This window comes from Acidimicrobiales bacterium (assembly GCA_035316325.1).
Taxonomy (GTDB): domain Bacteria; phylum Actinomycetota; class Acidimicrobiia; order Acidimicrobiales; family VFJN01; genus DASXTK01.
The window spans coordinates 76,037-97,838 of sequence record DATHJB010000075.1 but is presented as its reverse complement, the minus strand read 5'-3'; the positions used below and the strand labels follow the sequence as shown (position 1 = coordinate 97,838).

Genomic DNA, 21,802 nt, shown 5'->3' with positions numbered 1-21,802 from the left:
CACCAGGGCCACCACCACCGGGACGACCGGGACCACCGCCGCCCCCGAAGGGACGACCGGCGCCACCGACCGACGGGCCGGAGCGACCGCCGCCACGGTTGCCGACGCCGACACCACCGGCGCTGCCACGACCGGGGCCGGAGCGCGCCGCGGGACCACCACGGCCACCCTGGCCGGGCGGGGGCGGGATCGGCTTGCCCGACGACGACACCGGCGGACCGGGCGGCGGCGGGATGGGCTTGCCCGACCCGGAGACGGGCGGACGGGCCTGCGGCGGGGCCGGAGCCTGCGAGCGGCCGGCGGGCGGCGGCGTAGGACGCGGCGGGCGAGGCGCACGGGCGGCCGGCGCGATGGGTTCGGGCCGCGGGACGGAAGTCGGCGCTGGCGCTGGCGCGGGAGCGGGCGCGGCCGGCTTGGGCGCCTCGGTCGGGCGCGGCGGCGGAGTGCCCTCGGGCCGACGGGCGGCCGGCGGACGCTCACCGCCGGACGACGTGACGAGCGGCTTGGCCGCGGCGGGGCGCGGTGCCGGACGGGGCGGGGCCGCGGGCGGCGGGATGGCCCGGCGCGGTGATCCGGTCGGCGCCGGCTGCGAGGAGGTGGGCGCGCCGGCGGATGCCGCGGCTGCGGGTCGCTCAGCGGAAGCCGGCGTGCTCTCGGCGGGGCCGGGCGCGGACGTGTCGGCGGCCGGTGCCGTGGTGGCAGCCGGGGCCCGGTCCTCCAGCTGTGCCGGCGGGGCCGGACGCGGAGGTGGTGAGGTGGGGCGGAGCGGGGCCGACGAGTTGCCGGAGTTCGTCGCCTTCGTGGCCTTGACCGGTTCCGGTGGCTGCTCGTCGCGGATCAGCCCATCGCGCTCGGCCCGACGCCGGACGCGGTCGGCTTGCGCCTCCTCGATGCCCGAGGAATGCGTCTTCACCCCGATCCCCAACGCCACGCAGAGGTCGAGGGATTCCTTGTTCGTCAGCCCTAGCTCTTTGGCAAGCTCGTGGACCCGGATCTTCGCAGCCAAGTTCTTCCTGACCAGCCCTTCATCGTGTTGCTGGGCGCGCATCGCGCACGTATTGGCGCAATCGCAGTTCCCTATCCTCGCGCAGTCCGCGTCAACGGCACGAACACTGTGCCAACGGATGCTTACTGGCGCCTGCTACGTGCACGGAATGCACGCTGAAACGCACCTCGGCGCTCGGCCGTTGCACGACATGCGTCGAGCGTGTCGACACAGAGCCAAGCGCCGCGGCCCGACAGTGTACGACCCTGGACGGGGGTTCCGTCAGGGTCGGCCACGAATCGCACCAGTTCCGACTGGGGTTTCTGTTGTCGACAGCCGATGCAGGTGCGCACCGGCTGTCGTCGTACGTCGTTCTCGTGCCTACGCCGAGGCTTCGCCGGCTTCGTCATTCTCTGCCGAGACCAGGGCTTCGCCGGTCTCGGCCGTCTCTACGCCTCGGCTTTGCGTGTCCTCGTCGCTGGACGGCTTCTCGTCGGCCGCCGAATCGCCGTTCTGGGTCACAGCTTCCGGCTCGCCGGACTCGGCTTCCGGCTTCTCGGCCTCGACCTCAGGCTTCGCGTCGGTGGCCGGCTTCTCGGCCTCCGCCTCGGTGGCCGGCTTCTCGGCCCCGGCCTCCGGCGCTGCCGCGTCGGCCGGCTTCCCGGCGTCGGACTCTGCACCCGGGGGCGCTTCGCCGCCGGCGGCCCACTGCTCGGCGGAGACGGCGGGGCCGCCCTCGGCCGGCTGCCACACCTGCTCGCCGGTCTCGTCGTTGACCACCCATTCGCCCTCGGCCCAGTCCTGGTTGCCGTAGGACTCCTCTTCGGCGAGCTGGCTCTCGCTCTTGATGTCGACCCGCCAGCCCGTGAGGCGCGCGGCCAGGCGGGCGTTCTGCCCCTCCTTGCCGATCGCCAGCGACAGCTGGAAGTCGGGCACGATCACCTCGGCGACACCGGTCGACTCGTCGATGCGCACCTCTTTGACCTTCGCCGGCGACAGCGCCTTCGCGACGAACTCGTACGGGTCGTCGGAGAAGGGGACGATGTCGATCTTCTCGCCCCGCAGCTCGTTGACGACCTGCCGCACACGGGCGCCCCGGGCACCCACGCAGGCGCCGACCGGATCGACGTTGTTGTCGTTCGACCACACGGCGATCTTCGTGCGGTGCCCGGGCTCGCGGGCACACGCCTTGATCTCGACGACACCGTCGGCGATCTCGGGCACCTCCAGCTTGAACAGCTCGAGGATGAGACCCGGGTGGGTGCGCGACACCACGATCTGCGGGCCCTTCGACGTGCGCCGCACCTCGACGATGTAGGCCTTCAGCCGGCTGTTCGCCTCGGGGCGCTCGTGGAGCACCTGCTCTGCCTGCGGCAGCAGCGCCTCGACCGGGCCCAGGCTGAGCAGCGTGTAGCGGCTGTCACCCTGCTGCACCGTGCCGGTGACGATGTCACCCTCACGGCCCGCGTACTCCTCGTAGCGCAGCTCGCGCTCCGCCTCACGGATCCGCTGGGTCATCACCTGGCGCGCCGTCTGCGCGGCGATGCGCCCGAAGTCCTTGGGAGTCACGTCGAGCTCGGGGCCGGTGGGCTCACCGTCCTCGTCGATGTCCTGCGCGAAGACCCGGATGTCGAAGTTCGTGGGGTCGATGGTGACCCAGGCGTACTCGTAGGCACCCGGCATCCGCTTGTAGGCGGACTCCAGGGCGTCGGCCAGTGCCGACAGCAGCGTGTCGACCGAGATGCCCTTCTCCGCAGCCAGCGCCTGCAGGGCTTCCATCATCTCGGGATTGCTCATGACCTGCGTTCCCTCTTCTTCTCGGTCCCCCACTCGAACACGGTGCGCGCCCGCTCTATCTCGTGGTAGGCGATGGTTCGCTCGCCGACGGTGATGCCCTCGCCGTCGGCGACGGACAACACGCCTTCCACCCGGCGCTCACCCTCGGCGTCCGGCTTCGTCTTCACCTTCACGGTCTCGCCGACGGCCCGGGCGAACTGCTCGGGCGTGCGCAGCTGACGCTCCAGCCCTGGGCTGGTGACCTCGAGCGTGTAGCGATGCCCGATGGGATCGGCGGCGTCGAGCGCACGGGAGACCGCCCGGGTGACGGAGCTGAGCACCTCGAGATCGACGCCGCCGGAGCGGTCGACCACGACACGGACGAGGGGGCCCTGGACATCCATGTCGTAGAGGTCGACCTCATGGGTCGAGAGAATGGGCAGCACGATGTCACGCACGGTCTCGGTCGCTCCCATCTGCTGCACCTCCTCTCGTCGTCGTTGCTTCTGTGCTTCCGCTGCCACTCCGCACGAAAGGCGTGGGCATGGCCCACGCCTTCCAAACGAAGGATCGAACCGGAACGGACAGCGGAGTATATCCACAGGCCCGCGGTCACGGTTCGCAGGCACGTGATGCGCCTGCGTGACCGTGTCGTCGGCGCGTCAGTAGGCGCGCGCGACGTAGGCGACCAGGTCGTCCTCGTCGTCGTCGGCGGGGAGCGACCCGTCGGGACGCTGCAGGCAGCGCACCGTGACGGCCCGTTCGGCCAGCCGCACCTCGCCCTCGCCCTGCACGACCGACCAGGGGACGCGGCACACGCCCGACTGCGCCGCCTCGGCCGCCTCGTCGAGGCCTGCGGCGTCGCTCGTGATGGCGTCGCGCTCGGAGCGGGCGCGGGCGAGCAGGTCGTCCTGGACGCTCGCCAGAAGGACCTCGACCGCCGCCCGCACACCGGCGACCGGCACGGGATCCTTCTTGCCGACGTCGCGGCGCACCAACGTCACCTGACCCTCGGCCAGGTCGCGGGGACCGATCTCGACGCGCGCGGGCACGCCCTTGAGCTCCCAGTCCGTGGCGCGACGGCCGAAGCTCTGCGCCACCTTGTCGTCGAGCACGGCGCGCACGCCGGCGGCCTTCAGCTCGTCGGTGATCGCCCGGGCGGTGGCAGCGGCCTCGCCCTCGTCCTTCACCAGCAGCACCACCACCTGGATGGGCGCCAGGCGGGGCGGCACGACGAGGCCGGCGTCGTCGCCGTGGCCCATGATCAGCCCGCCCACCATCCGGGTGGACGAACCCCACGAGGTGGTCCAGGCGAGCTGGGTGGCGCCCTCGGGGTCGAGGTAGGTGATGTCGAACGCCTTGGCGAAGTTCGTGCCGAGCTCGTGGCTGGTGGCCATCTGCAGCGCCTTGCCGTCGCGCATGATGCCCTCGCAGGTCATCGTGTTGATGGCGCCGGCGAACCGCTCCCCCGCGGTCTTGCGGCCGACGAGCACCGGCATGGCCAGCACGTTGACCATGAAGTCCTCGTACACCTCGTGCAGGATGCGGACGGCGTAGGCCGCGGCGTCGGCCCGGTCGACGTGCGCGGTGTGGCCCTCCTGCCAGAGGAACTCGCTGGTGCGCAGGAACAGGCGGGGCCGCAGCTCCCAGCGCACGACGTTGGCCCACTGGTTCAGCAGCAGCGGCAGGTCGCGGTACGACTGCGTCCACTTCGCCATGTACTCGCCGATGACCGTCTCGCTGGTGGGCCGTACGACGACGGGCTCGTCGAGCTCCTTGCCGCCGGCGTGGGTGACCACCGCCAGCTCGGGGCTGAAGCCCTCGACGTGCTCGGCCTCGCGCTGCAGGTAGCTCTCGGGGATGAACAGCGGGAAGTAGGCGTTGAGCGCGTCGCACGCCTTGATGCGCTGGTCGACCTCGGCCTGCATCCGTTCCCAGATCGCGTAGCCGTACGGGCGGATGACCATCGTCCCCCGGACCGGGCCGTTGTCGGCCAGCTCGGCTTTCGCCAGCACTTCCTGGTACCAGCGGGGGAAGTCGTCGGCCTGCGACGTGAGAACCTTGGCCATCGGACGATCGTAGTGGTGCCGAGGGCTTCGGCTGGTCGCTTTGCCAGCCGGCGCCCGGTTCGACGGGCTAGATCGCGGGCTCGGTGTCGGCCGCGCCGGCCTGGGTGATCTTGCCGCCGGTCACGAGGTAGTGCAGCGTGCTCTCCAGGCTCGGGCAGCAGTTGGGGTCGTCGGCGGCGTAGTGCGTCCACGTGACGGCGAGGGTGCCGGCATCGTCGACCGCCACGGTCTTCACCGCGGGCGGCAGCGGACCGGTGATCGACGCCGGCGGCTCGCCCATGCTGGCCTTCACCTCGGCGGTGCCGGTGTCGAGGTCCCACACCTGGATGCTGTCCTGGGCGCCGTTGGCCCCGTACTCGCACACCGTGTGGACGACGGCCTCGTCGCGACCGTCGCCGTCGAGATCGCCGTAGGTCACGTCGCCGTCGACGTCGAGGCGGGTGAACAGATCCTCGTCGAGGATGGCGCTCTGGCCCTCGGTCACGCTGATCGAGCGCGGCACGGCGCCGGTGAGCGCGTCGTCGCAGCTGCTGCCGACCTGGTCGACCTCACCGAAGTCGAGCAGGCGGATGGCGGCGGGGCTGGCGGCGGCGGGGCCGACGACCACGGCAGGGTCGTCGGCGCTCTCGTCGGTGGGGTCGTTGATCGTGCCGACGTCGTGGCGGGCCTCCTCGGCGCCACGAGCCACCAGCACGACGGCAAGGCCCGCAGTCGCGAGGGCCATCAATCGGAGGTCACGGGAGTTCACGGCGGCCGGACCCTACTCAACCGCGGATGACGGAACCGTTGCGACGCGGTTCCGGTTCGACAGCAGCACCCTCATCTACCCATCCCCGTCGTCCATCCCCGGAGGACCGATCAAAACGAACCAGGCGACGACGCCCAGCAGCGCCAGCAGGAGCACGATCCGGACCAGGGCGAAGATCGCCCCGAGGACCCAGTTCAGCACCATGATCCCGGCGATCACCGCGAGGACGACGATGCCGATCCGCATCAGCAACTGATCGCTCCCCCGACGGGGACGCCGCGGCGCCGGCAACTTCGCCATGCCCGCATCGTACGACGCTCGCGCCGCCCCTGTGGATCGCCTTTCCCCTACTGTCGAGGCGAGTCCCTCGGGGGTGGAGGCGATGAGGCGGAACGCAGTCGGTGTACAACCCCGTTGGGCACCAGGTGCTGGCCGACGTGAACGGCGACGGTGCCACCGACCGCGTCGGCAGGTCATCCGACGAGGTCCTCCTCCAGCTGGCCGACGGCGAGGGAGGCCTCGGAGAACCGTCGCAGGTCTACGAACAGTGGGGTGGAGTGTCCGGGCTCGCCGTGTTCGACGTCGACGGCGACGGCAACCGCGACATCCTCGAGGTGAGCGCCGACGGCCCGAGCGACCTGAACACGTCGCTCGCCGTGCACCACGGCGACGGAACGGGTCGGTTCGCCGCACCCCGGCGGCATCCGATCGGCTGGGCCGCCCCGGCCAGTGAGACCGTCGGCACCGACGTCGATGCCGACGGCGACACCGACGTCGTCATCCTCGGCGGCCGGGACGAGCAGGTCCTCGTGTTCCTCAACGACGGCAGCGGCGACCTCCGTCCGCCCGGTCGCTACCTCCCCCGGTCGGGCTACCCCGCCTGCGGGCTGGCCGTCACCGACGTCGACGAGGACGGCTCGGTCGACCTGCTGACGCGCAGCCGCGACTCCGGGCCCCTGTTGCTCCTCCGGGGCGACGGAACGGGGGCCTTCATGCCGCTGGTCGAGATGGCGACCGCCGACCCGGGCTGGTGTCCCGGCCAGCTGCTGGCGGACTTCGACGGCGACGGCCACCTGGACCAGGTCACGTCCGGGGTGAAGGTCCGCACCGGCGACGGGAGCGGGCAGCTCCCCGAGCTCCGGGGCCTCCACAGGGGATGGCCGATGATCGCCGAGCTCGACGGCGACGCCAGACCCGACCTCGTCGTCGTGGACTTCGACGAGCCGGCGACCTACGTGTACCTCAACCGGCTCAGTTGAGGTTGCGGATGTTCTGGATCAGGACCTCGGACTGGTTCGCGTCCGTGCCCTTGGCGTCGAGGAGGGCGCTGCGGTCGGCCTCGGCAGCCTGGCGGGCCGTGGCGCGGGTGGCCTTGGCACGCTCCAGGGCGGCCTCGACGCCGTGCTCGTGGATGACCTCGGCCCACTCGACGAGCGCCTCGACCATCTTGTCCTCGGGGACCACCGCCACGTTCTGGCCCTTCACGAACAGGTGACCGCGGGCACGGCCGGCGGCGATGCCGATGTCGGCATCACGGGCCTCACCCGGACCGTTCACCACGCAGCCCATCACCGCCACCTGCAGCGGGATCTCCCGGTCGCCGAAGGCCTCCTGGGCCTGGCGGGCCACCTCGATCACGTCGATCTCGGCCCGACCGCACGAGGGGCAGGCGATCAGGTCGATGGTCTTGCGCTCCCGCAGGCCCATGGCCTCCAGCAGCGCCCGCCCGGCCCGAGCCTCCTCCACCGGATCGGCGGTGAGGCTGTAGCGGATCGTGTCGCCGATGCCCTCCGCCAGCAGGGTGGAGATCCCCGCCGTCGCCTTGATCAAGCCGCCCGGAAGGGGCCCGGCCTCGGTGACGCCCAGGTGGAGCGGGTAGTCGACGGCGTCCGACAGCTGCCGGTAGGCCTCGATCATCAGCGGCACCGACGACGCCTTCACCGAGATCTTCACGTCGTCGAAGCCCACCTCGGCGAAGTAGGCGAGCTCCCGCTCTGCCGACTCGACCATCGCCTCGGGCGTGACCTTGCCGCCGTACTTGTCGTAGAGCGACGGGTCGAGCGAGCCGCCGTTGACCCCGATGCGGATCGGCACGCCCCGCGCCTTCGCCTCCTGCGCCACCAGCTTGATGTGCTCCGGCTTGCGGATGTTGCCGGGGTTCAGGCGCAGGCAGTGGACGCCCGCCTCCAGTGCGGCGAGGGCCATCTTGTACTGGTGGTGGATGTCGGCGATCACCGGCACCGGCGACCGCGGCACGATCTGGGCCAGGCCCTCGGCGGCCTCGGCCTCGTTGCAGGTGCAGCGCACGATGTCGCAGCCCGCCATGGCCAGGTCGTAGATCTGCTGGAGCGTGCCCTCGACGTCGGCGGTCTTGGTGGTGGTCATCGACTGGACCGTGATCGGCGCCCCGTCACCGACCGGGACGGTGCCCACCATCACCTGTCTGGTCTTGCGACGCGGCTGCGACGACTGCCCGAGTTCCATGGCGCCATTGCCTCTCTTGGATCTAGATCGGGTTGACGATGTCGAGGTACAAGCTCGTCACGCCGAGGATGAGCAGGCCCATCACCACCGCGTACGCCACCGGCAGGAGCTTGGAGACGTCGGCGTGGTACCTCCGGCCGTGCCGCGAGCGGACCCGCTCGTAGATCGCGACCACCGCGTGGCCACCGTCGAACGGGAGCAGCGGCACGAGGTTGATCATGCCCACGAACACGTTGATCATCAGGAAGATCGGCAGCAAGTTGTCGAGGCCCTGCTCGCCGGCGTCGGATCCGAGGCGTATGACGCCCAGGATCGACAGCATGCGGTCGCCGTCCTCGTCGGTCTTGCCCGGCTCGGCGCGGGTCGAGGTCCCGGACGGCGCCGGCTCGTCGGAGCCCGACCCCTGCCCCACGGTGTCGGCGTAGTTGCCGATGCCCTCGGGGCTGAAGAAGCGACCCATGGCGGCCAGCGACTGCCAGGTGACGTCCCCCGTCTCGACGACCGAGCGCCGGGCCGAGTCGAACAGACCGTGGCGCTCCCGCTCGATGTTGGAGAACAAGGGTTCAACCCCGAGGAACGCGCCGCCCGCAGTGCCGTCCAGGTCGGCCGGCCGCTCGACGAGCTCGGTGGTCGACTCGAAGGTCTCGCCGTCGCGCACGATGGTCAGCGTGACCTCGTCGCCGGCGGAGCGCGAGCGGATCTCGCTCTGGACGTCGCTCCACGTCGCCACGCGGTCCTCGTCGAAGGCGACGATGCGGTCGCCGCTCTCCAGGCCCGCCGCCGACGCGGCGCTGTCGGGCGACACGTCGTTGACGGTCCAGCCCTCGTCCTCGTTGGCGTAGTCGATGCCGAGGGGCTCGCCGCCGCGCACGCCGACCAGAGTGAACATCACCAGCAGGATCACGAACGCCTGCACCAGGTGCGTCGCCGGGCCGGCCAGCACCACCACGAGGCGCTTGGGGAAGGACTGCTGGCGGTACGACCGCGCCTCGTCCTCCGGCGGCACCTCGTCGAGGTTGTTCATCCCGATGATGCGGACGTAGGCCCCGGCGGGGACCGCCTTCAGGCCGTACTCCGTCTCACCGCGGTGGAACGACCAGATCCGGGGGCCGAACCCGATGAAGAACTCGGTGACCTTCATCCCCGCCCACTTGGCGGTGAGGAAGTGGCCCAGCTCGTGGATGGTGATCATCAGGAGCACGCCGACGATCATCAGCAGCAGCGGCAGCCCCCACAGCACGCCGACCGCGGCCATCAGCAACCCGGCGACGACGAGGGGAACGAAGCCGGTCTCGTGCTCGACGACGACGTCGGGTTCCTGCTCGAGCTGCGGGGTGTCCGACTTCATCAGGGAGCGGTCCTCTCGAATGCGTCTCGGGCGGCGAGCACCCGGCGTGCGGCCTCGCGTGCCTGTCGGTCGGCTTCGACGATGGCCTCCACGCCGTCGGCCACTCCTAGATCATGCCCGTCGAGGACGGCTTTCAGAACGTCGGGGATCGCCGACCAGGCCAGGCGACCGTCCAGGAACGCGGCCACGGCCACTTCGTTGGCGGCGTTGAGGGCCGCGGGCGCCGTCGCACCCGCGCGGCCCGCCTCGTAGGCCAGGCCCAGGCACGGGAACGCCTGGTGGTCGGGGGCCTCGAAGTCGAGGCGACCCACCGTGGCCCAGTCGAGGCGACCGAACGGCGTGGTCAGCCGGTCGGGCCAGGCCAGCGCGTAGCCGATGGGGCCCCGCATGTCGGGCTGCGACAGCTGGGCGATGGTGGCGCCGTCGGTGAGCTCCACCATCGAGTGCACGATCGACTGCGGGTGCACCACCACCTCGATCCGGTCGTAGTCGACGCCGAACAGCTCGTGCGCCTCGATCACCTCGAGGCCCTTGTTCATCAGCGTCGAGGAGTCCACCGTGATCTTCGGTCCCATCGACCAGGTCGGATGGGCCAGGGCGTCCTCGACGGTGACGTCCGCCAGCTCGGCCCGGCTACGGCCCCGGAACGGGCCGCCGCTGGCGGTGAGGACCACCCGGGCGACGCGGGAGGCGTCGCCGCTGGCGTTGGCCCGCAGGCACTGGTGCACCGCGCAGTGCTCGGAGTCGACCGGCACGATGTGGCCTGCACCGGGTCGGGCGAGCGTGGTTTGCACGACCGGGCCGCCGGCGATCAGCGACTCCTTGTTCGCCAGCGCCAGGCGCCGGCCCGCCGCCAGGGTGGCCAGCGTGACCTCCAGGCCGGCGAAGCCGACCACGCCGTTGACGCACACGTCGGCCTCGGTGCCGATCTCGGCGAGGGCTCTGTGGCCGGTCTGCAGCTCCGTGCCGTGCGGTAGCCGCTCGGCCAGTTCGGCGGCCCGAGTCGGGTCGACCAACACCACGACGTCGGGCCGCAGCTCCTGAGCCTGGGCGGCCAGCAGGTCGACCGACGACCACGCCGCCAGCGCGACGACGCGGAACCGGTCGGGCTCGCTCCGGATGACGTCGATCGTCTGCGTGCCGATCGACCCGGTCGAGCCGGCGATGGCGACCGTCGTCGACCCCGAGGTTGCTGGCACATCCGTAGGTTAGGCGCCTCGGCGAAGCCCGAGACCGCTTGGGGCGGTGGCGGGGTGGTTGGCGGGGCTATGAGACGAAGAAGTCGCTGACCCTTGCCAGGTACCAGATTGCCGGCAGCACGAACAGCAGGGCGTCGAACCGGTCGAGCACGCCGCCGTGGCCGGGCAGGAGCGTGCCCATGTCCTTGATGCCGAGATCCCGCTTGATGAGCGACTCGGCGAGATCGCCCAACGGGGCCGCCAGCGCCGCCACCAGGCCGATCTTGAGGCCTTCGATGGGACCGTCGAACGGTGCCGGGCCCACGGCGCCCAGGGCGACCCCGGCCAGCAGAGCCACGACCATGCCGCCCACGAGGCCCTCGATGGTCTTGTTGGGGCTGGCCGCCGACAGCGGGCGCGACCCGGCGCTGCGCCCGACGAACAGGGCACCGATGTCGTAGCCGATGGTCGGCACGATGGCCGCCACCAGCAGCGAGATGCCGAAGGGGTGCATCGACAGCAACAGCGCGGCGAAGGAGCCGAAGAGGCCCACCCAGCAGACTCCCAGCAGCGTGGCACCGACGTTGGCCATCGGTCGCTCGCCGCCGGCGTCGATCAGGTACCAGACCAGGCACACGGCCACCGTCAGCACCATCACCAGGGGTAAGGCCGCCTCGCCCTCGTGGTAGGCCACCAACACCAGACCCACCGTGGCGGCGACGCCGACCGGCATCAGCGGGTCGAACCCGGCCCGCTGGGTGGCGGTGAAGTACTCGTAGGAGGCGTAGCCGAGCACCGCTGTCACCAGGATCATCGTCGCGGCCGGGCCGACCTGGAACAGCACCAGCGCGGCGACCACGAGGCCGATGCCCACGCCGGCGGCCGTCCGCATGTCGCGGTCGCCCTTCGGGCCGGCACCACCGCCCGACGGGCCCCGGCGCGACCGGCCCCGAGGCTCGCGCGGCGGCCGGCGCGACGGGTCGGGGCTCTCGACGTACGCCTGCTGCGGCGCCTCGCCGTAGCCCTCGTCGGTGTAGTTGTCGTCGTAGGACTCGTCGTACTCACCGGGCGCGTAGTCGGTGGGTGCGGCGGGGGCGGCCGGCCGCGTGGGGTAGCCGCGCTCGTCGTACGCCGGCTCGTCGTAGGCCTGGTCGCGGTAGGCGTCCTCGTAGGTGTCGCTGCGCGTGCCGGGCGCGTCGCCGAACACCGAGCGGCCGGGCGGCGGCTCCTCGTACTCGTCGTAGACGACCGGTTCGCCCGGCGGGTGGCCGCCGGCCTGGTCGTCACGCCAGCGCGGTCCGGCGGAGGCGACGGTCGACCACGGGTCGGGCTCGTCGCCGCCGTAGGAATCGTGGCGGGTCATGTTCGGGACCTCCTCGACGGCCGACTCGGCCCAGTGCGACAGGTCGTTCGGGGCGCGATGCCGCTCGATGGGCACCACCGGGGGACGTTCGAAGGGCTCGGCATCGGGGCTGGCGTCGAGCGGGAAGCGGACGGCGGGGCGGGGACCGTCGGCGGGCGGCTGGTCGGGGCGGTCGCCGTAGCGGGGCCGGTCGGGGCGGAAGCGCGGTTGCGCCTCTCCCCGCTGCACCACCTCGGCGGCCTCGTCCGGACCGATGATGCGGACGCCCTCGTTCGGGTCACGAGGATCATGCGCCCGATTCGGTCGACGTTCGTCCCAATCGCTCACAACGATCTCCCTTTAACGGCCCACCGCTTCGCGGCCCAGCGGCCGATCGGCCGTCGGCCGACCCGAACAGCTTGCACCCCCGAGCGCGCTCGGTGGTGGCATAGGAGGCATTCCATCCCCAACGGCGACGGGCTTCGCCTTCTCGCTCACACCCCGTCCAACCACCCCGCCGCCGCCCCCAAGGGCGAAGGGCTTCGCCTTCTCGCTCACACTTCAAGCAACTCCTGTTCCTTGTGCTCCAGAGCCTTGTCGATCCCGGCCTCGTACTGGTGGGTGAGCTTGTCGAGCTCCTTCTCGGCCCGGGACAGGTCGTCGACGGAGATGTCGCCGTCCTTCTCCAGGGCCCCGAGATCGTGACGGCCGGCCCGGCGCAGGTTGCGGATGCTCACCCGACCCTCCTCCGCCATGTTCCGCACCACGCGCACGAGCTCCTTGCGGCGCTCCTCGGTGAGCGGCGGGAAGTTCAGCCGGATCACGGTGCCGTCGTTGCTCGGCGTGAGGCCGAGGTCGCTTTGCTGGATGGCCTTCTCGATGGCGCCCAGCGAGGTCTTGTCGTAGGGACTGATCACCAAGGTGCGGGCCTCCGGCACGGTGAAGCCGGCCAGCTGCTGCAGCGGCACGTCGCTGCCGTAGTAGTCGACGATCATCTTCTCGACCAGCACCGGCGTGGCCCTGCCGGTGCGCACCCCCGAGAACTCCGCACGGGCATGACTCACCGCCTTCGCCATGCGCTCCCGCGCATCGTCGAGGACCATCGAGATCATCTCGTCGCTCACCGGCGGGCTCCTTCCGCTCGAGCTAGTGGATGAGAGTACCGATCGTCGCACCTTCGACGATCGAGCGGATGTTGCCCTTGCCGAGCAGGTCGAACATGACGATCGGCAGGTCGTTGTCCATGCACAGCGTGATGGCGGTGGAGTCCATCGCCTTGAGGCCGCGGTTGAGCACGTCGAGGTACCTGACCTCGTCGAGCTTGGTGGCCTCCGGGTTGGTGCGGGGATCGGCGGTGTAGAGGCCCTCGACGCCGGAGTGGGTGCCGCGCAGCATGGCGTCGGCCTCGATCTCGACCGCCCGCAGCGCGGCCGCCGTGTCGGTGGTGAAGAAGGGGTTGCCGGTGCCGCCGGCAAAGATCACGACGCGACCCTTCTCCAGGTGCCGGATGGCCCGACGCCGGATGTAGGGCTCGGCCACCTGGGCCATGTGGATCGCCGACTGCACCCGGGTGGGCTGGTCCAGCCGCTCCAGGGTGTCCTGCAGGGCCAGGGCGTTGATCACCGTGGCCAGCATGCCCATGTAGTCGGCCTGCGCCCGGTCCATGCCCGTCTCGGCACCGGCCATGCCCCGCCAGATGTTGCCGCCGCCGACGACCACCGCGACATCGATGGCTCCTCCGTCGCGGACGTCGGCGATCTCGCCGGCCACGAACTCCGCGATGCCTGCGTCGATGCCGTAACTGGCGTCGCCGGCGAAAGCCTCGCCGGAGAGCTTCAGCAGGATGCGGCGATACCCCACCTCACCCGCCGAGGAAGATCTGGGCGTAGCCGACCAACTCGGCGTCGGCACCGGCGACGAGTTGGGCGATGGTCTGCTTCTCGTCCCGTACGAAGGGCTGGTCGAGCAGCACCCGCTCCTTGTACCAACCGTTGAGCCGCCCCTCGACGATCTTCGGCAGCGCCGCCTCGGGCTTGCCCTCGGCCTGGCTGATCTTGGTGAGCGTCTGGCGCTCCTCCTCGACCACCTCGGCGGGGACGTCCTCGCGGCGGAGGTACTCGGGCTTCGTGAAGGCGATGTGGACGGCGATGTCGTGGGCGACATCGGGGTTGCCCCCGGCGAGCACCACGATCACGCCGTTGACGCCCCGGCCCTCCTGGCGGTGGAGGTAGGTGTCGACCACCTGGCCGGGCTGGACGTCGACCTTGGCCGTGCGGCCGACGTCGATGTTCTCCTTGAGCGTGACCTTCAGGTCGTCGACCGAGTCCTTGAAGCGGTCGATGCCCGCCTGGCCCTCGGCCGCGTAGGCGTCGGCCAGGTTCTGCGCCAGCTCGATGAACGCGTCGGACTTGGCGACGAAGTCGGTCTCGCACTTGAGCTCGACCAGCACGGCGGTGCTGTCGTTCACGGTGAAGGCGACGGCGCCCTCGCTGTTCTCGCGGTCGCTCCGGGTGTCGGCCTTCGCCAGGCCCCTCTCCCGCAGCAGCTTCTTCGCCGCCTCCATGTCGCCGTCGGTCTCCTGGAGCGCCTTCTTGGCGTCCATCATCCCGGCGCCGGTGGCCTGCCGAAGGGCTTGTACGTCCTTGGCGGTGAACTCGGCCATCTTCCTCAGGACTCCTCGGGGGTGCTGGTTTCGGGCGTCGGGGGGACCGTCTCCTTGGGAGCGGTGCGCGCCTCGGCGAGGCGGGCGTCGCGCTGCTGCTGATCGGCCAGTGCCTGGCGACGGGCCTCGGCCTGGTTGGCGGCCACGCGGGCCTCTTCGTCGTTGGAGCGCGCCGGCACCGGTCGGTTGGCCCGCTTGTTGGCGATCAGGCGGCCCTCGTCGACGGCGTCGGCGATGACCCGGCAGAGCAGCGAGCCCGAGCGGATCGCGTCGTCGTTGCCGGGGATGACGTACTGGATCACGTCGGGGTCGCAGTTGGTGTCGACCACGGCGACCACCGGGATGCCGAGCTTGTTGGCCTCGGTGACCGCGATGCTCTCCTTCTTGGTGTCCAGGACGAACACCGCGCTGGGGAGCTTCTCCATGTTGCGGATGCCGCCGAGGTAGCGCTCGAGCTTGTCGAGCTCGCGGCCGAGCAGGAGGGCTTCCTTCTTGGGCATGGCGGCGAACTCACCGGAGTTGCGCATGCGCTGGTACTCCAGCATCTTCGCCACGCGCTTCGACATGGTCTGGAAGTTCGTGAGCATGCCGCCCAGCCACCGCTGGTTGATGTACGGCATGCCGCACTTGGTGGCGAACTCCTCGACCGGGTCCTGCGCCTGCTTCTTGGTACCGATGAAGAGGACGCTGCCCCCGTCGGCGACCGTGTCGCGCACGAACGTGTAGGCGTTCTCGATGCGCTTGAGGGTCTGGGTGAGATCGATGATGTAGATCCCGTTGCGCTCGCCGAAGATGAAGCGCTTCATCTTCGGGTTCCAGCGCCGGGTCTGGTGGCCGAAGTGGACTCCGGCCTCCAACAGCTGCTTCATGGTGACGACAGCCACGCGAGGCTCCTCTTCCCATCGGTTGATCGTCGCCGGTCCGGCACCGCGAGGGGTGACCGTGGGATGGTCCGGCTGCGTATGAGCACAAGAATCGGTCGGCGGACGCCGACCGAGGAGCAATCCTACCTTGCTCCGGAGAGGGCTGTGAACCCGGCCACGTCCTCCAGGTAGGAGATCCCGTGGCCCAGCATCTGCTCGTTCACGACCTCGTCGAGAGGCTCGCACGCCTGCGGCCGGCCGGCCAATGCCCTCGCGATCTCGGCGGTGGTCTCCTCGTCGCCGACGAGGTCGCTGTGGGCATCGCGGCCGGTCAGGCCCACCGTGACGTTGCGGGCGCCGTCGACCTGGGTGTTGGGCGACGCCACCACCAGGTCGCCGCTGGCCGCGATCGAGACCATCTCGACGCCGGCGGGGAGGTCGCTCTCGTCGAGCATCCGCACGACGTCGGACGTCTCGGAGAGCTGGGCGACGGCCCGGGCGTCGGGGTCGAGGCCGGTGCCGAGCACCTCCTCGGCGAGATCGAGGCCCACGTTGCCGGTGAGCGTGGTGTTCGCCGCCGCGACGGCCGTCGCCAGGTCGGCCCCGTGATGGGGCGAGCCGAGCGTGGTCACGACGCCGAGACGGTCCAGGTCGAAGCCCCGCCGGTCCAGCTCCAGGAGCGCCAGGTGGGCGACGACGCCGCCCATCGAGTGGGCGAACACGTCGACGGTGGCGTGGGGGCTGGCCCTCGCCGTCGTCTCGATGTGGTCGGCCAGGAGGCGGGCCGATTCCTGGAGGTCACCCTGGGTGTCGGTCGAGCCGTAGTCCCCGCCGCCGCCGGCGTACGAGAAGCGCTCTGCTGCGGCGTCGGCGTAGCCGAGGTCGGCGAGGCGGAGGTCGTCGATCGACGCCGACTCTCCGGACGAGCCGAGGCCGCCGACGAGCACGGCCCGACGCTGCTGGCCGGCGACGGGCCGCACGGGTGGCGCCTCGTCGCTGCACGGTGGCGGTGCGACGAGCCGCTCGGTGAGGTCGCCTGCCGCCCGGAGGGCCCGCGCGACCGCGTTGACGTCGACCATGTAGTGCTGTGTCAGGCGGGCCCGGGCGGCCAGCACCTGGGTGAGGTCGCCGAGCAGGCCGGTGCCGATGCCGCCCCCGGCGCGATCGTCCCAGACGTGGTCGCCGAGGGCGTCCCGAGCGGCGGCCGGAGGGGCGCCGGGCGGCACCTCCAGCGGCAGCAGCTCCACCCGGGTGGCGACGCCGGCGAACAGCCCGGCCGGGTCGATGTAGGTGCCGGCGCGGCGGGCCCCGAGGTGGAAGCCCCGGCCCGCCTTCCCCACCTGGTCGCCGCGGTGCACGGTCTGCCCGGTGTGGACGTCGATGTGCTGGAGCTTGGAGTAGCTGGTGCGGATGCCGTCGGCGTGCAGGACGGTGACGTGGAGCGACCCACCCACCGCTCCGGCGAACACGACCTGGCCGTCGGCGCTGGCGCGGACGGGGTCACCGGGCGCCGTGGCGAACTCGAGGCCACGGTTGCCCGGTCCGTACGGCGTCGCCGGCGCGCGGAACCCATCGCTGACGGGTGCCGCCACCGGCGGCTCGTAGACCGGCGGACCCTCCTGGGCGGACGCTGAGGGGGGTGAGAGCAGCACCGCGGGGATGGCGAGGACGAGGCAGAGGCAGACGCGCATGCGGCGGCGGGCGCGACGGAACAGACGGACGGGCACGGGACGACCCCCTCGGGGCGGAACGACAGCTGGGCGTCAACGAGGACGAGGAGAGGGGCGGCCGGTGGCCGCGGCGTCAAGCGCGAGGGTGCGTCTCGTCGAAGACCCGACGGAGACGCTCCTTCGACACGTGCGTGTAGCGCTGTGTCGTGGTGAGGTCGGCGTGACCCAGGAGCTCCTGGACGACGCGCAGGTCGGCGCCGCCGTCGAGGAGGTGGGTGGCGAACGTGTGTCGCAGGGCGTGCGGGTGGGTGGGGGCCGCGGCCCGCCGGTCGAGGATCCGGCGCACGTCGCGGGGCGACAGCCGGTTGCCGCGGCGGTTGAGGAACACGGCGGCGGCCGGCGAGTCGGCTTTGACGAAGCCCTCACGCCCGGCTTCCAGCCACAGGGCCATCGCGTCGGCACCCGGCTCGCTGAGCGGCACCAGGCGGGTCTTGGAGCCCTTGCCCCGGACCTGGAGGCGACTCCGTCCGAGGTCGACCTCGTCGACGTCCAGCCCCGACAGCTCGGCGACGCGGATGCCGCTGCCGTAGAGCAGCTCCAGCACGGCGTCGTCGCGACGTCGGAGGGCGATGGCCAGCTCGTCGTCGGGCGGCGCCGGCGGGTCCAGCAGGGGGCGCATCTCGTCGGGTCGCAGAACCCGCGGGAGTCGGGCCTCGCCCTTCGGGGCGCTGAGGCCGGCCGACGGGTCGGTCGGAAGCAGGCCCCGCCGTCGCAGCCAGCCGAAGTAGCGCCGCAGAGCGGCCGCCCGCCGGGCGATGGTGCGCCGTGACTTGTTGGTGGTGGCCATGAAGGCCAGGTGTCGGCGCAGTCGCAGGCGGTCGACGGCGTCGGGCCCGTCGAGCCCGAGTGGCTCGGTCCACTTGATGAACGCCTCGACGTCGTGGAGGTAGGCGACCACCGTCGAGTCGGCGAGATCGGTGAGAGAAAGCTCGAACTTGTCGACGTACCAGCCCACACGCTCACCGTACCGACCTCTCTTCCTGGCCCTGGGCGATGCGCTCGTACCAACCGCCCCGCTGGGCGATCCATCCGGCGGCGAGGAGGCGTTCGAGCGCTTCGGCGAGCGTGGTGAGGCTGGTGCCGGTGCGCGAGGCCATCTGGTCGAACGTGGCGGGCTGCCAGCCGATCGCCGCCAGCACGGCGTCGTCGGCGGGCGACGGTGCCGGGCGTAGCTCGGGACGGCCCTCCCGCTCCGACGAGGAGATGCCCAACGCCACCAGCACGTCCTCGGCGTCGCGGGCCGGGGCACGGCCCTCGGCGAGGAGGCCGTTGGTGCCCGCTGCGGCGATGTTGCGCACCGAGCCCGGCACGGCCATCACGTCGATGCCCCGCCGGTCGGCTTCGTCGACCGTGTGCAGCGAACCGCCCGAGCGGTGCGACTCGACCACCACGACCAGGTCGGCGAGGGCGGCGATGATGCGGTTCCGCGCCGGGAACCGCCAGCGCTCCGGCCGCGCTCCGAGTGGCGCTTCGCCCAGCAGGAGACCGGCGTTGGCGACGGCTCGCCACAGCGATCCCTGCTGGGGTGGGTAGACGACGTCGAGGCCGGAGCCCACCACGCCGATCGGCGGCGCCCCCGACGCCGCCAACGCCCCGCGGTGGGCGGCGCCGTCGACGCCCGATGCCAGCCCGGAGACCACCGACACGCCGGCATCGGACAGGTCGTGGCCGAGTTCGAAGGCGACGTCGGCGCCCGTGCTGGTGCAGCGCCGGGTGCCCACCACGGCCACCCGGACCGCTTCGCTGAGCACCTCGCGGGCTCCCCGGTGGAACAGGACGGCCGGGGGCTCGATGTCGTCGGCCAGCTCGGCCGGGTACGACGGGCTGCCGCGCAGGGCGACGCCGATCCGGCCGTCGACGATGCGCTGCCAGACGGCGGCGACGTTGGTGCGCACCGCGGCGGCCCGCCAGCCGTCGAACAGCGCCGAGCCCGACGGACCCAGCGCGGCGACGACGGCGGGCTCTCGCCACGGCACGCCCTGCCGGACCCTTGCCCAGGCGGCGGCCGGCGACATGACGCCGAGCACGGCCGTCAACCTGGCCGGCCCCATCCCCGGCAGACCCGCAAGAGCAGCAGCAAACGCCTCCCCCGGCAGCTCACCCTCCTCCCCCACCCCGCCGCCGTCAGCCCCCCGCCGCCCTCCTCTCCCGACGCCGTGCTCCCGGGTTTCCGCATCGGCCTCAGCACCGGACGGGTCCACAGGCGTTCGGTCGACGGAAGGGGCATCGGACGGCTCCGGCCACGCTCGGTCGGAGGTGGTCGCATCTGGCGAACCGACGACGGCGACCGGCTCGGGGGACTCGACGACAGCGGCGTCGGGCGGGTTCGGGTGCGGTTCAGTGGGAGGTCCGGCGGCAGGTGGGGCGACGACGGAGGACGGGGCGGCGGCGGGAGAGGTGGCGGCGGGATCACGGAGATTGGGATCGGGGGCGGTGGCTGTTGTGGTGGGAGGGATGGTGGTGTCGGGGGGATCGGGGGTTGTCGGCGTGGGCGGGTGGGGGGTCATGAGGCCTCCTCGTCGAGGAGGAAGCTCGGTTCGGCGCGGAGGGCCAGGGCGACGCTGACGTGGCGGGTGGCCAGAGGGGGCTCGTCGCCCATCAGGTCGGCGATCGTGAGGGCGACGCGGCGGACGCCGGCGAGGCCGCGGCCGGTGAGGCGGCCGGAGCGGAGGGCCCGTTCGACCAGGCGGCGGGCCGGGGTGTCGAGCGGGGCCTCCGCCTCGACCTGCCAGGGCTGGAGGCCGGCGTTGGCGTGCACGCCCCTCGCCTCGGCCCGGGCCCGGGCGGCGGCGACCCTGGCCGCCACCTCGCTGGTGGGCTCGCCGTCGGCCGAGGCCAGCATGTCCTCCACGTCGGGACGCCCGACCTCGAGGCGGAGCTCGAAGCGGTCGATGAGCGGCCCCGACAGCCGCCGGGCGTAGCGCTGGCGGGCCTGGGGAGTGCAGCGGCACGTGCCCTGCGCCCCACCACGGCCGCACGGGCACGGGTTCATGGCGGCGACCAGCAGGAAGCGGGCCGGCAGGGTCGCCCGAGTTGCCGCACGGGCGATGCGGATCACGCCCTCCTCCAGGGGCTGGCGCAGGTTGTCGATCACCAGAGGAGCGAACTCGCCCAGCTCGTCCAAGAACAGGACTCCGCCGCTGGCCAACGAGATCTCGCCGGGGTGGATCGCCGACGTGCCGCCCCCGACGAGCGACACCGACGAGGCGCTGTGGTGGGGGCTGCGGAACGGTGGCCGCCGCACCAGGCCGTCGTCGGGTAGCACAACACCGGCGGCGGAGTGGACCCGGGTGACCTCCAGAGCCACGTCCCGCGGCAGGTCGGGCAGCAAGCCCGGCAAACGGCGGGCCAGCATCGACTTGCCCGCTCCCGGCGGCCCCACGAGCAGCAGGTGGTGCCCGCCCGCCGCCGCGACCTCCAAGGCGGAGCGGGCGGCGGGCTGGCCGCGGACGTCGGCCAGGTCGGGCCCCGGCGGTTCGTCGGCTCGGGCGGGTGGCGGCGGCAGGTCGGGCCAGTCGGCGAGCTCCCGCAGGGCCGGCACCAGCGTGGCCAGGTGCTCGGCCGAACGGATGCGGTGCCGTCCGACGAGGCGCGCCTCGGACACGCACGCCGGTGGCACGACGACCTCCGGCGTGGTGAGCGCGTCGATGAGGGGCAGGGCGCCCGGCACTGGTCGCAGGCTGCCGTCGAGCCCCAGCTCCCCCAGGAACGACCGGTCGTCGAGGCACGTCAACCCCAGTTGGGCGTCGGCGGCCAGCAGGCCTACCGCGATGGGCAGGTCGAGCCCGGCTCCGATCTTCCGGAGGCCGGGCGGCGCCAAGTTCACGGTCACGCGACTGGTCGGCCATTTGAGCCCGCTGGACAGCAGAGCGGCGCGCACACGGTCACGCGCCTCTCGACAGGTGGCGTCGGGCAAGCCGACGACGTTGAAGCCCGGCAACCCGTCGGAGACGTGGACCTCGACCCGGACGGGCTGACCTTCGACGCCGTGGAGCGTCGCTGACGGGACGGTGGCGAGCATGGGGCTCTCCCTCCAAAGAGAACGGACGTGGAGGGGGCCTGATGCCACCGAGACTCATCATCGAGGCCCAAAGACCTGCAGAGGACCTGTACTTCCGATGAGAGTGAACGAAACACTAACCTGTCCCGTCGTGGGCCTCAACCCCTTTCGCCAACAACGTCGCTCCTACGCCGACTACGTGATGGTCGCCGCCGCGATCGTCGTCTGCATCGCGCTCGTGGCCTGGGCGCTCCTCGGCTGAACCGGTGCAGCACGGCCACGGCGACGACGACGTCGAGGTACGGCGCATCCAGCCCTACCAGGCGACCAAGCGCTACATCTGCCCGGGCTGCAACCAGGACATCCCACCCGGCACCGGCCACCTGGTGGTCGTCCCCCTCGACGCGCCCGACCTGCGCCGCCACTGGCACCACGCCTGCTGGCAGCACCGCACCCACCGCCACCCCGGCCGCAGCCGACCCCACTGACGACCAGCGCCGGGCGTTACCAGGGACCCGACAGCTCGGCAGCCTCGACGTCGTCCAGCGCCAGGCACAAGGACACCAGCTCGGCCACGATCGGGCGGGCGCCCGTCAACCGCAGGCGACCGAGCGTTT

At 71.8% G+C, this 21,802-nt stretch carries 20 protein-coding genes; 2 read left to right on the top strand and 18 right to left on the bottom strand.

The genetic code is table 11. The features are described from left to right. The 6 genes from VK611_10870 to VK611_10845 form a co-directional block, all read right to left on the bottom strand. A partial coding sequence (locus VK611_10870) for a translation initiation factor IF-2 N-terminal domain-containing protein (GenBank protein HMG41826.1) occupies nucleotides 1-1,048 on the bottom strand: 1,048 nt, incomplete at its 3' end. Between the two features lie 318 nt (nucleotides 1,049-1,366). Beyond that, on the bottom strand, nucleotides 1,367-2,782 hold the full coding sequence (nusA, locus tag VK611_10865; GenBank protein ID HMG41825.1) for a transcription termination factor NusA: 1,416 nt from the start codon (nucleotides 2,780-2,782) through the stop codon (nucleotides 1,367-1,369). Next, nucleotides 2,779-3,237, bottom strand: coding sequence for a ribosome maturation factor RimP (rimP, locus tag VK611_10860; protein HMG41824.1), 459 nt, complete (start codon nucleotides 3,235-3,237; stop codon nucleotides 2,779-2,781). The genes nusA and rimP overlap by 4 nt, the downstream gene beginning before the upstream one ends. 186 nt (nucleotides 3,238-3,423) lie before the next feature. Continuing rightward, the gene (gene proS, locus VK611_10855; protein ID HMG41823.1) at nucleotides 3,424-4,830 is read right to left on the bottom strand and encodes a proline--tRNA ligase; all 1,407 of its coding nucleotides are present in this window, start codon (nucleotides 4,828-4,830) and stop codon (nucleotides 3,424-3,426) included. A 67-nt stretch (nucleotides 4,831-4,897) separates the two neighbouring features. Further along, entirely contained in the window at nucleotides 4,898-5,554 is a 657-nt protein-coding gene (locus VK611_10850; GenBank protein HMG41822.1) for a hypothetical protein, read from the bottom strand. Nucleotides 5,555-5,653: 99 nt separating this feature from the next. Continuing rightward, nucleotides 5,654-5,878, bottom strand: coding sequence for a hypothetical protein (locus tag VK611_10845; protein ID HMG41821.1), 225 nt, complete (start codon nucleotides 5,876-5,878; stop codon nucleotides 5,654-5,656). A 101-nt stretch (nucleotides 5,879-5,979) separates the two neighbouring features. On the opposite strand from VK611_10845, the gene VK611_10840 reads away from it, so the two are divergent. Then, complete coding sequence (locus VK611_10840) at nucleotides 5,980-6,837, top strand: VCBS repeat-containing protein (GenBank protein ID HMG41820.1); 858 nt, start codon at nucleotides 5,980-5,982, stop codon at nucleotides 6,835-6,837. On the opposite strand, the gene ispG is transcribed toward VK611_10840, so the two are convergent. From ispG to VK611_10780, 12 genes are all read right to left on the bottom strand, one after another. Continuing rightward, nucleotides 6,830-8,062 (bottom strand): flavodoxin-dependent (E)-4-hydroxy-3-methylbut-2-enyl-diphosphate synthase, encoded by a 1,233-nt coding sequence (ispG, locus tag VK611_10835; GenBank protein HMG41819.1) that lies wholly within the window; start codon nucleotides 8,060-8,062, stop codon nucleotides 6,830-6,832. The two genes, VK611_10840 and ispG, sit on opposite strands and share 8 nt — an antisense overlap. A gap of 22 nt (nucleotides 8,063-8,084) precedes the next feature. Next, nucleotides 8,085-9,410, bottom strand: coding sequence for a site-2 protease family protein (locus VK611_10830; GenBank protein HMG41818.1), 1,326 nt, complete (start codon nucleotides 9,408-9,410; stop codon nucleotides 8,085-8,087). Next, complete coding sequence (gene dxr, locus VK611_10825; protein HMG41817.1) at nucleotides 9,410-10,609, bottom strand: 1-deoxy-D-xylulose-5-phosphate reductoisomerase; 1,200 nt, start codon at nucleotides 10,607-10,609, stop codon at nucleotides 9,410-9,412. The genes VK611_10830 and dxr overlap by 1 nt, the downstream gene beginning before the upstream one ends. 67 nt (nucleotides 10,610-10,676) lie before the next feature. Continuing rightward, on the bottom strand, nucleotides 10,677-12,278 hold the full coding sequence (locus tag VK611_10820; GenBank protein ID HMG41816.1) for a phosphatidate cytidylyltransferase: 1,602 nt from the start codon (nucleotides 12,276-12,278) through the stop codon (nucleotides 10,677-10,679). 206 nt (nucleotides 12,279-12,484) lie between these two features. Next, entirely contained in the window at nucleotides 12,485-13,054 is a 570-nt protein-coding gene (gene frr / locus VK611_10815) for a ribosome recycling factor (GenBank protein HMG41815.1), read from the bottom strand. A gap of 22 nt (nucleotides 13,055-13,076) precedes the next feature. Further along, nucleotides 13,077-13,790: a UMP kinase gene (gene pyrH / locus VK611_10810; protein ID HMG41814.1), complete on the bottom strand. Its 714-nt coding sequence runs from the start codon at nucleotides 13,788-13,790 to the stop codon at nucleotides 13,077-13,079. 1 nt (nucleotide 13,791) lies between these two features. Next, on the bottom strand, nucleotides 13,792-14,592 hold the full coding sequence (gene tsf / locus VK611_10805) for a translation elongation factor Ts (GenBank protein ID HMG41813.1): 801 nt from the start codon (nucleotides 14,590-14,592) through the stop codon (nucleotides 13,792-13,794). Nucleotides 14,593-14,597: 5 nt separating this feature from the next. After that, the gene (rpsB, locus tag VK611_10800) at nucleotides 14,598-15,476 is read right to left on the bottom strand and encodes a 30S ribosomal protein S2 (GenBank protein ID HMG41812.1); all 879 of its coding nucleotides are present in this window, start codon (nucleotides 15,474-15,476) and stop codon (nucleotides 14,598-14,600) included. A 122-nt stretch (nucleotides 15,477-15,598) separates the two neighbouring features. Then, nucleotides 15,599-17,182 (bottom strand): peptidoglycan DD-metalloendopeptidase family protein, encoded by a 1,584-nt coding sequence (locus VK611_10795; GenBank protein ID HMG41811.1) that lies wholly within the window; start codon nucleotides 17,180-17,182, stop codon nucleotides 15,599-15,601. 76 nt (nucleotides 17,183-17,258) lie between these two features. Next, complete coding sequence (locus VK611_10790; GenBank protein HMG41810.1) at nucleotides 17,259-18,140, bottom strand: tyrosine-type recombinase/integrase; 882 nt, start codon at nucleotides 18,138-18,140, stop codon at nucleotides 17,259-17,261. A gap of 4 nt (nucleotides 18,141-18,144) precedes the next feature. Continuing rightward, a complete protein-coding gene (locus VK611_10785) occupies nucleotides 18,145-19,212 on the bottom strand; it encodes a DNA-processing protein DprA (GenBank protein ID HMG41809.1) in 1,068 nt (355 codons plus the stop codon). A gap of 476 nt (nucleotides 19,213-19,688) precedes the next feature. Beyond that, a complete protein-coding gene (locus VK611_10780) occupies nucleotides 19,689-21,206 on the bottom strand; it encodes a YifB family Mg chelatase-like AAA ATPase (protein HMG41808.1) in 1,518 nt (505 codons plus the stop codon). Between the two features lie 245 nt (nucleotides 21,207-21,451). Here VK611_10780 and VK611_10775 point away from each other — a divergent pair, with 245 nt between their 5' ends. Beyond that, nucleotides 21,452-21,673, top strand: a complete 222-nt coding sequence (locus tag VK611_10775) for a hypothetical protein (GenBank protein HMG41807.1) — start codon at nucleotides 21,452-21,454, stop codon at nucleotides 21,671-21,673. Nucleotides 21,674-21,802: the final 129 nt, after the last annotated feature.

What these genes read in the sequence shown, in the direction of transcription:
- nusA (HMG41825.1), bottom strand. Translation starts at nt 2,782, where the DNA reads ATGAGCAATCCCGAGATGATGGAAGCCCTGCAGGCGCTGGCTGCGGAG.
- rimP (HMG41824.1), bottom strand. Translation starts at nt 3,237, where the DNA reads ATGGGAGCGACCGAGACCGTGCGTGACATCGTGCTGCCCATTCTCTCG.
- proS (HMG41823.1), bottom strand. Translation starts at nt 4,830, where the DNA reads ATGGCCAAGGTTCTCACGTCGCAGGCCGACGACTTCCCCCGCTGGTAC.
- VK611_10850 (HMG41822.1), bottom strand. Translation starts at nt 5,554, where the DNA reads ATGGCCCTCGCGACTGCGGGCCTTGCCGTCGTGCTGGTGGCTCGTGGC.
- VK611_10845 (HMG41821.1), bottom strand. Translation starts at nt 5,878, where the DNA reads ATGGCGAAGTTGCCGGCGCCGCGGCGTCCCCGTCGGGGGAGCGATCAG.
- ispG (HMG41819.1), bottom strand. Translation starts at nt 8,062, where the DNA reads ATGGAACTCGGGCAGTCGTCGCAGCCGCGTCGCAAGACCAGACAGGTG.
- VK611_10830 (HMG41818.1), bottom strand. Translation starts at nt 9,410, where the DNA reads ATGAAGTCGGACACCCCGCAGCTCGAGCAGGAACCCGACGTCGTCGTC.
- tsf (HMG41813.1), bottom strand. Translation starts at nt 14,592, where the DNA reads ATGGCCGAGTTCACCGCCAAGGACGTACAAGCCCTTCGGCAGGCCACC.
- VK611_10780 (HMG41808.1), bottom strand. Translation starts at nt 21,206, where the DNA reads ATGCTCGCCACCGTCCCGTCAGCGACGCTCCACGGCGTCGAAGGTCAG.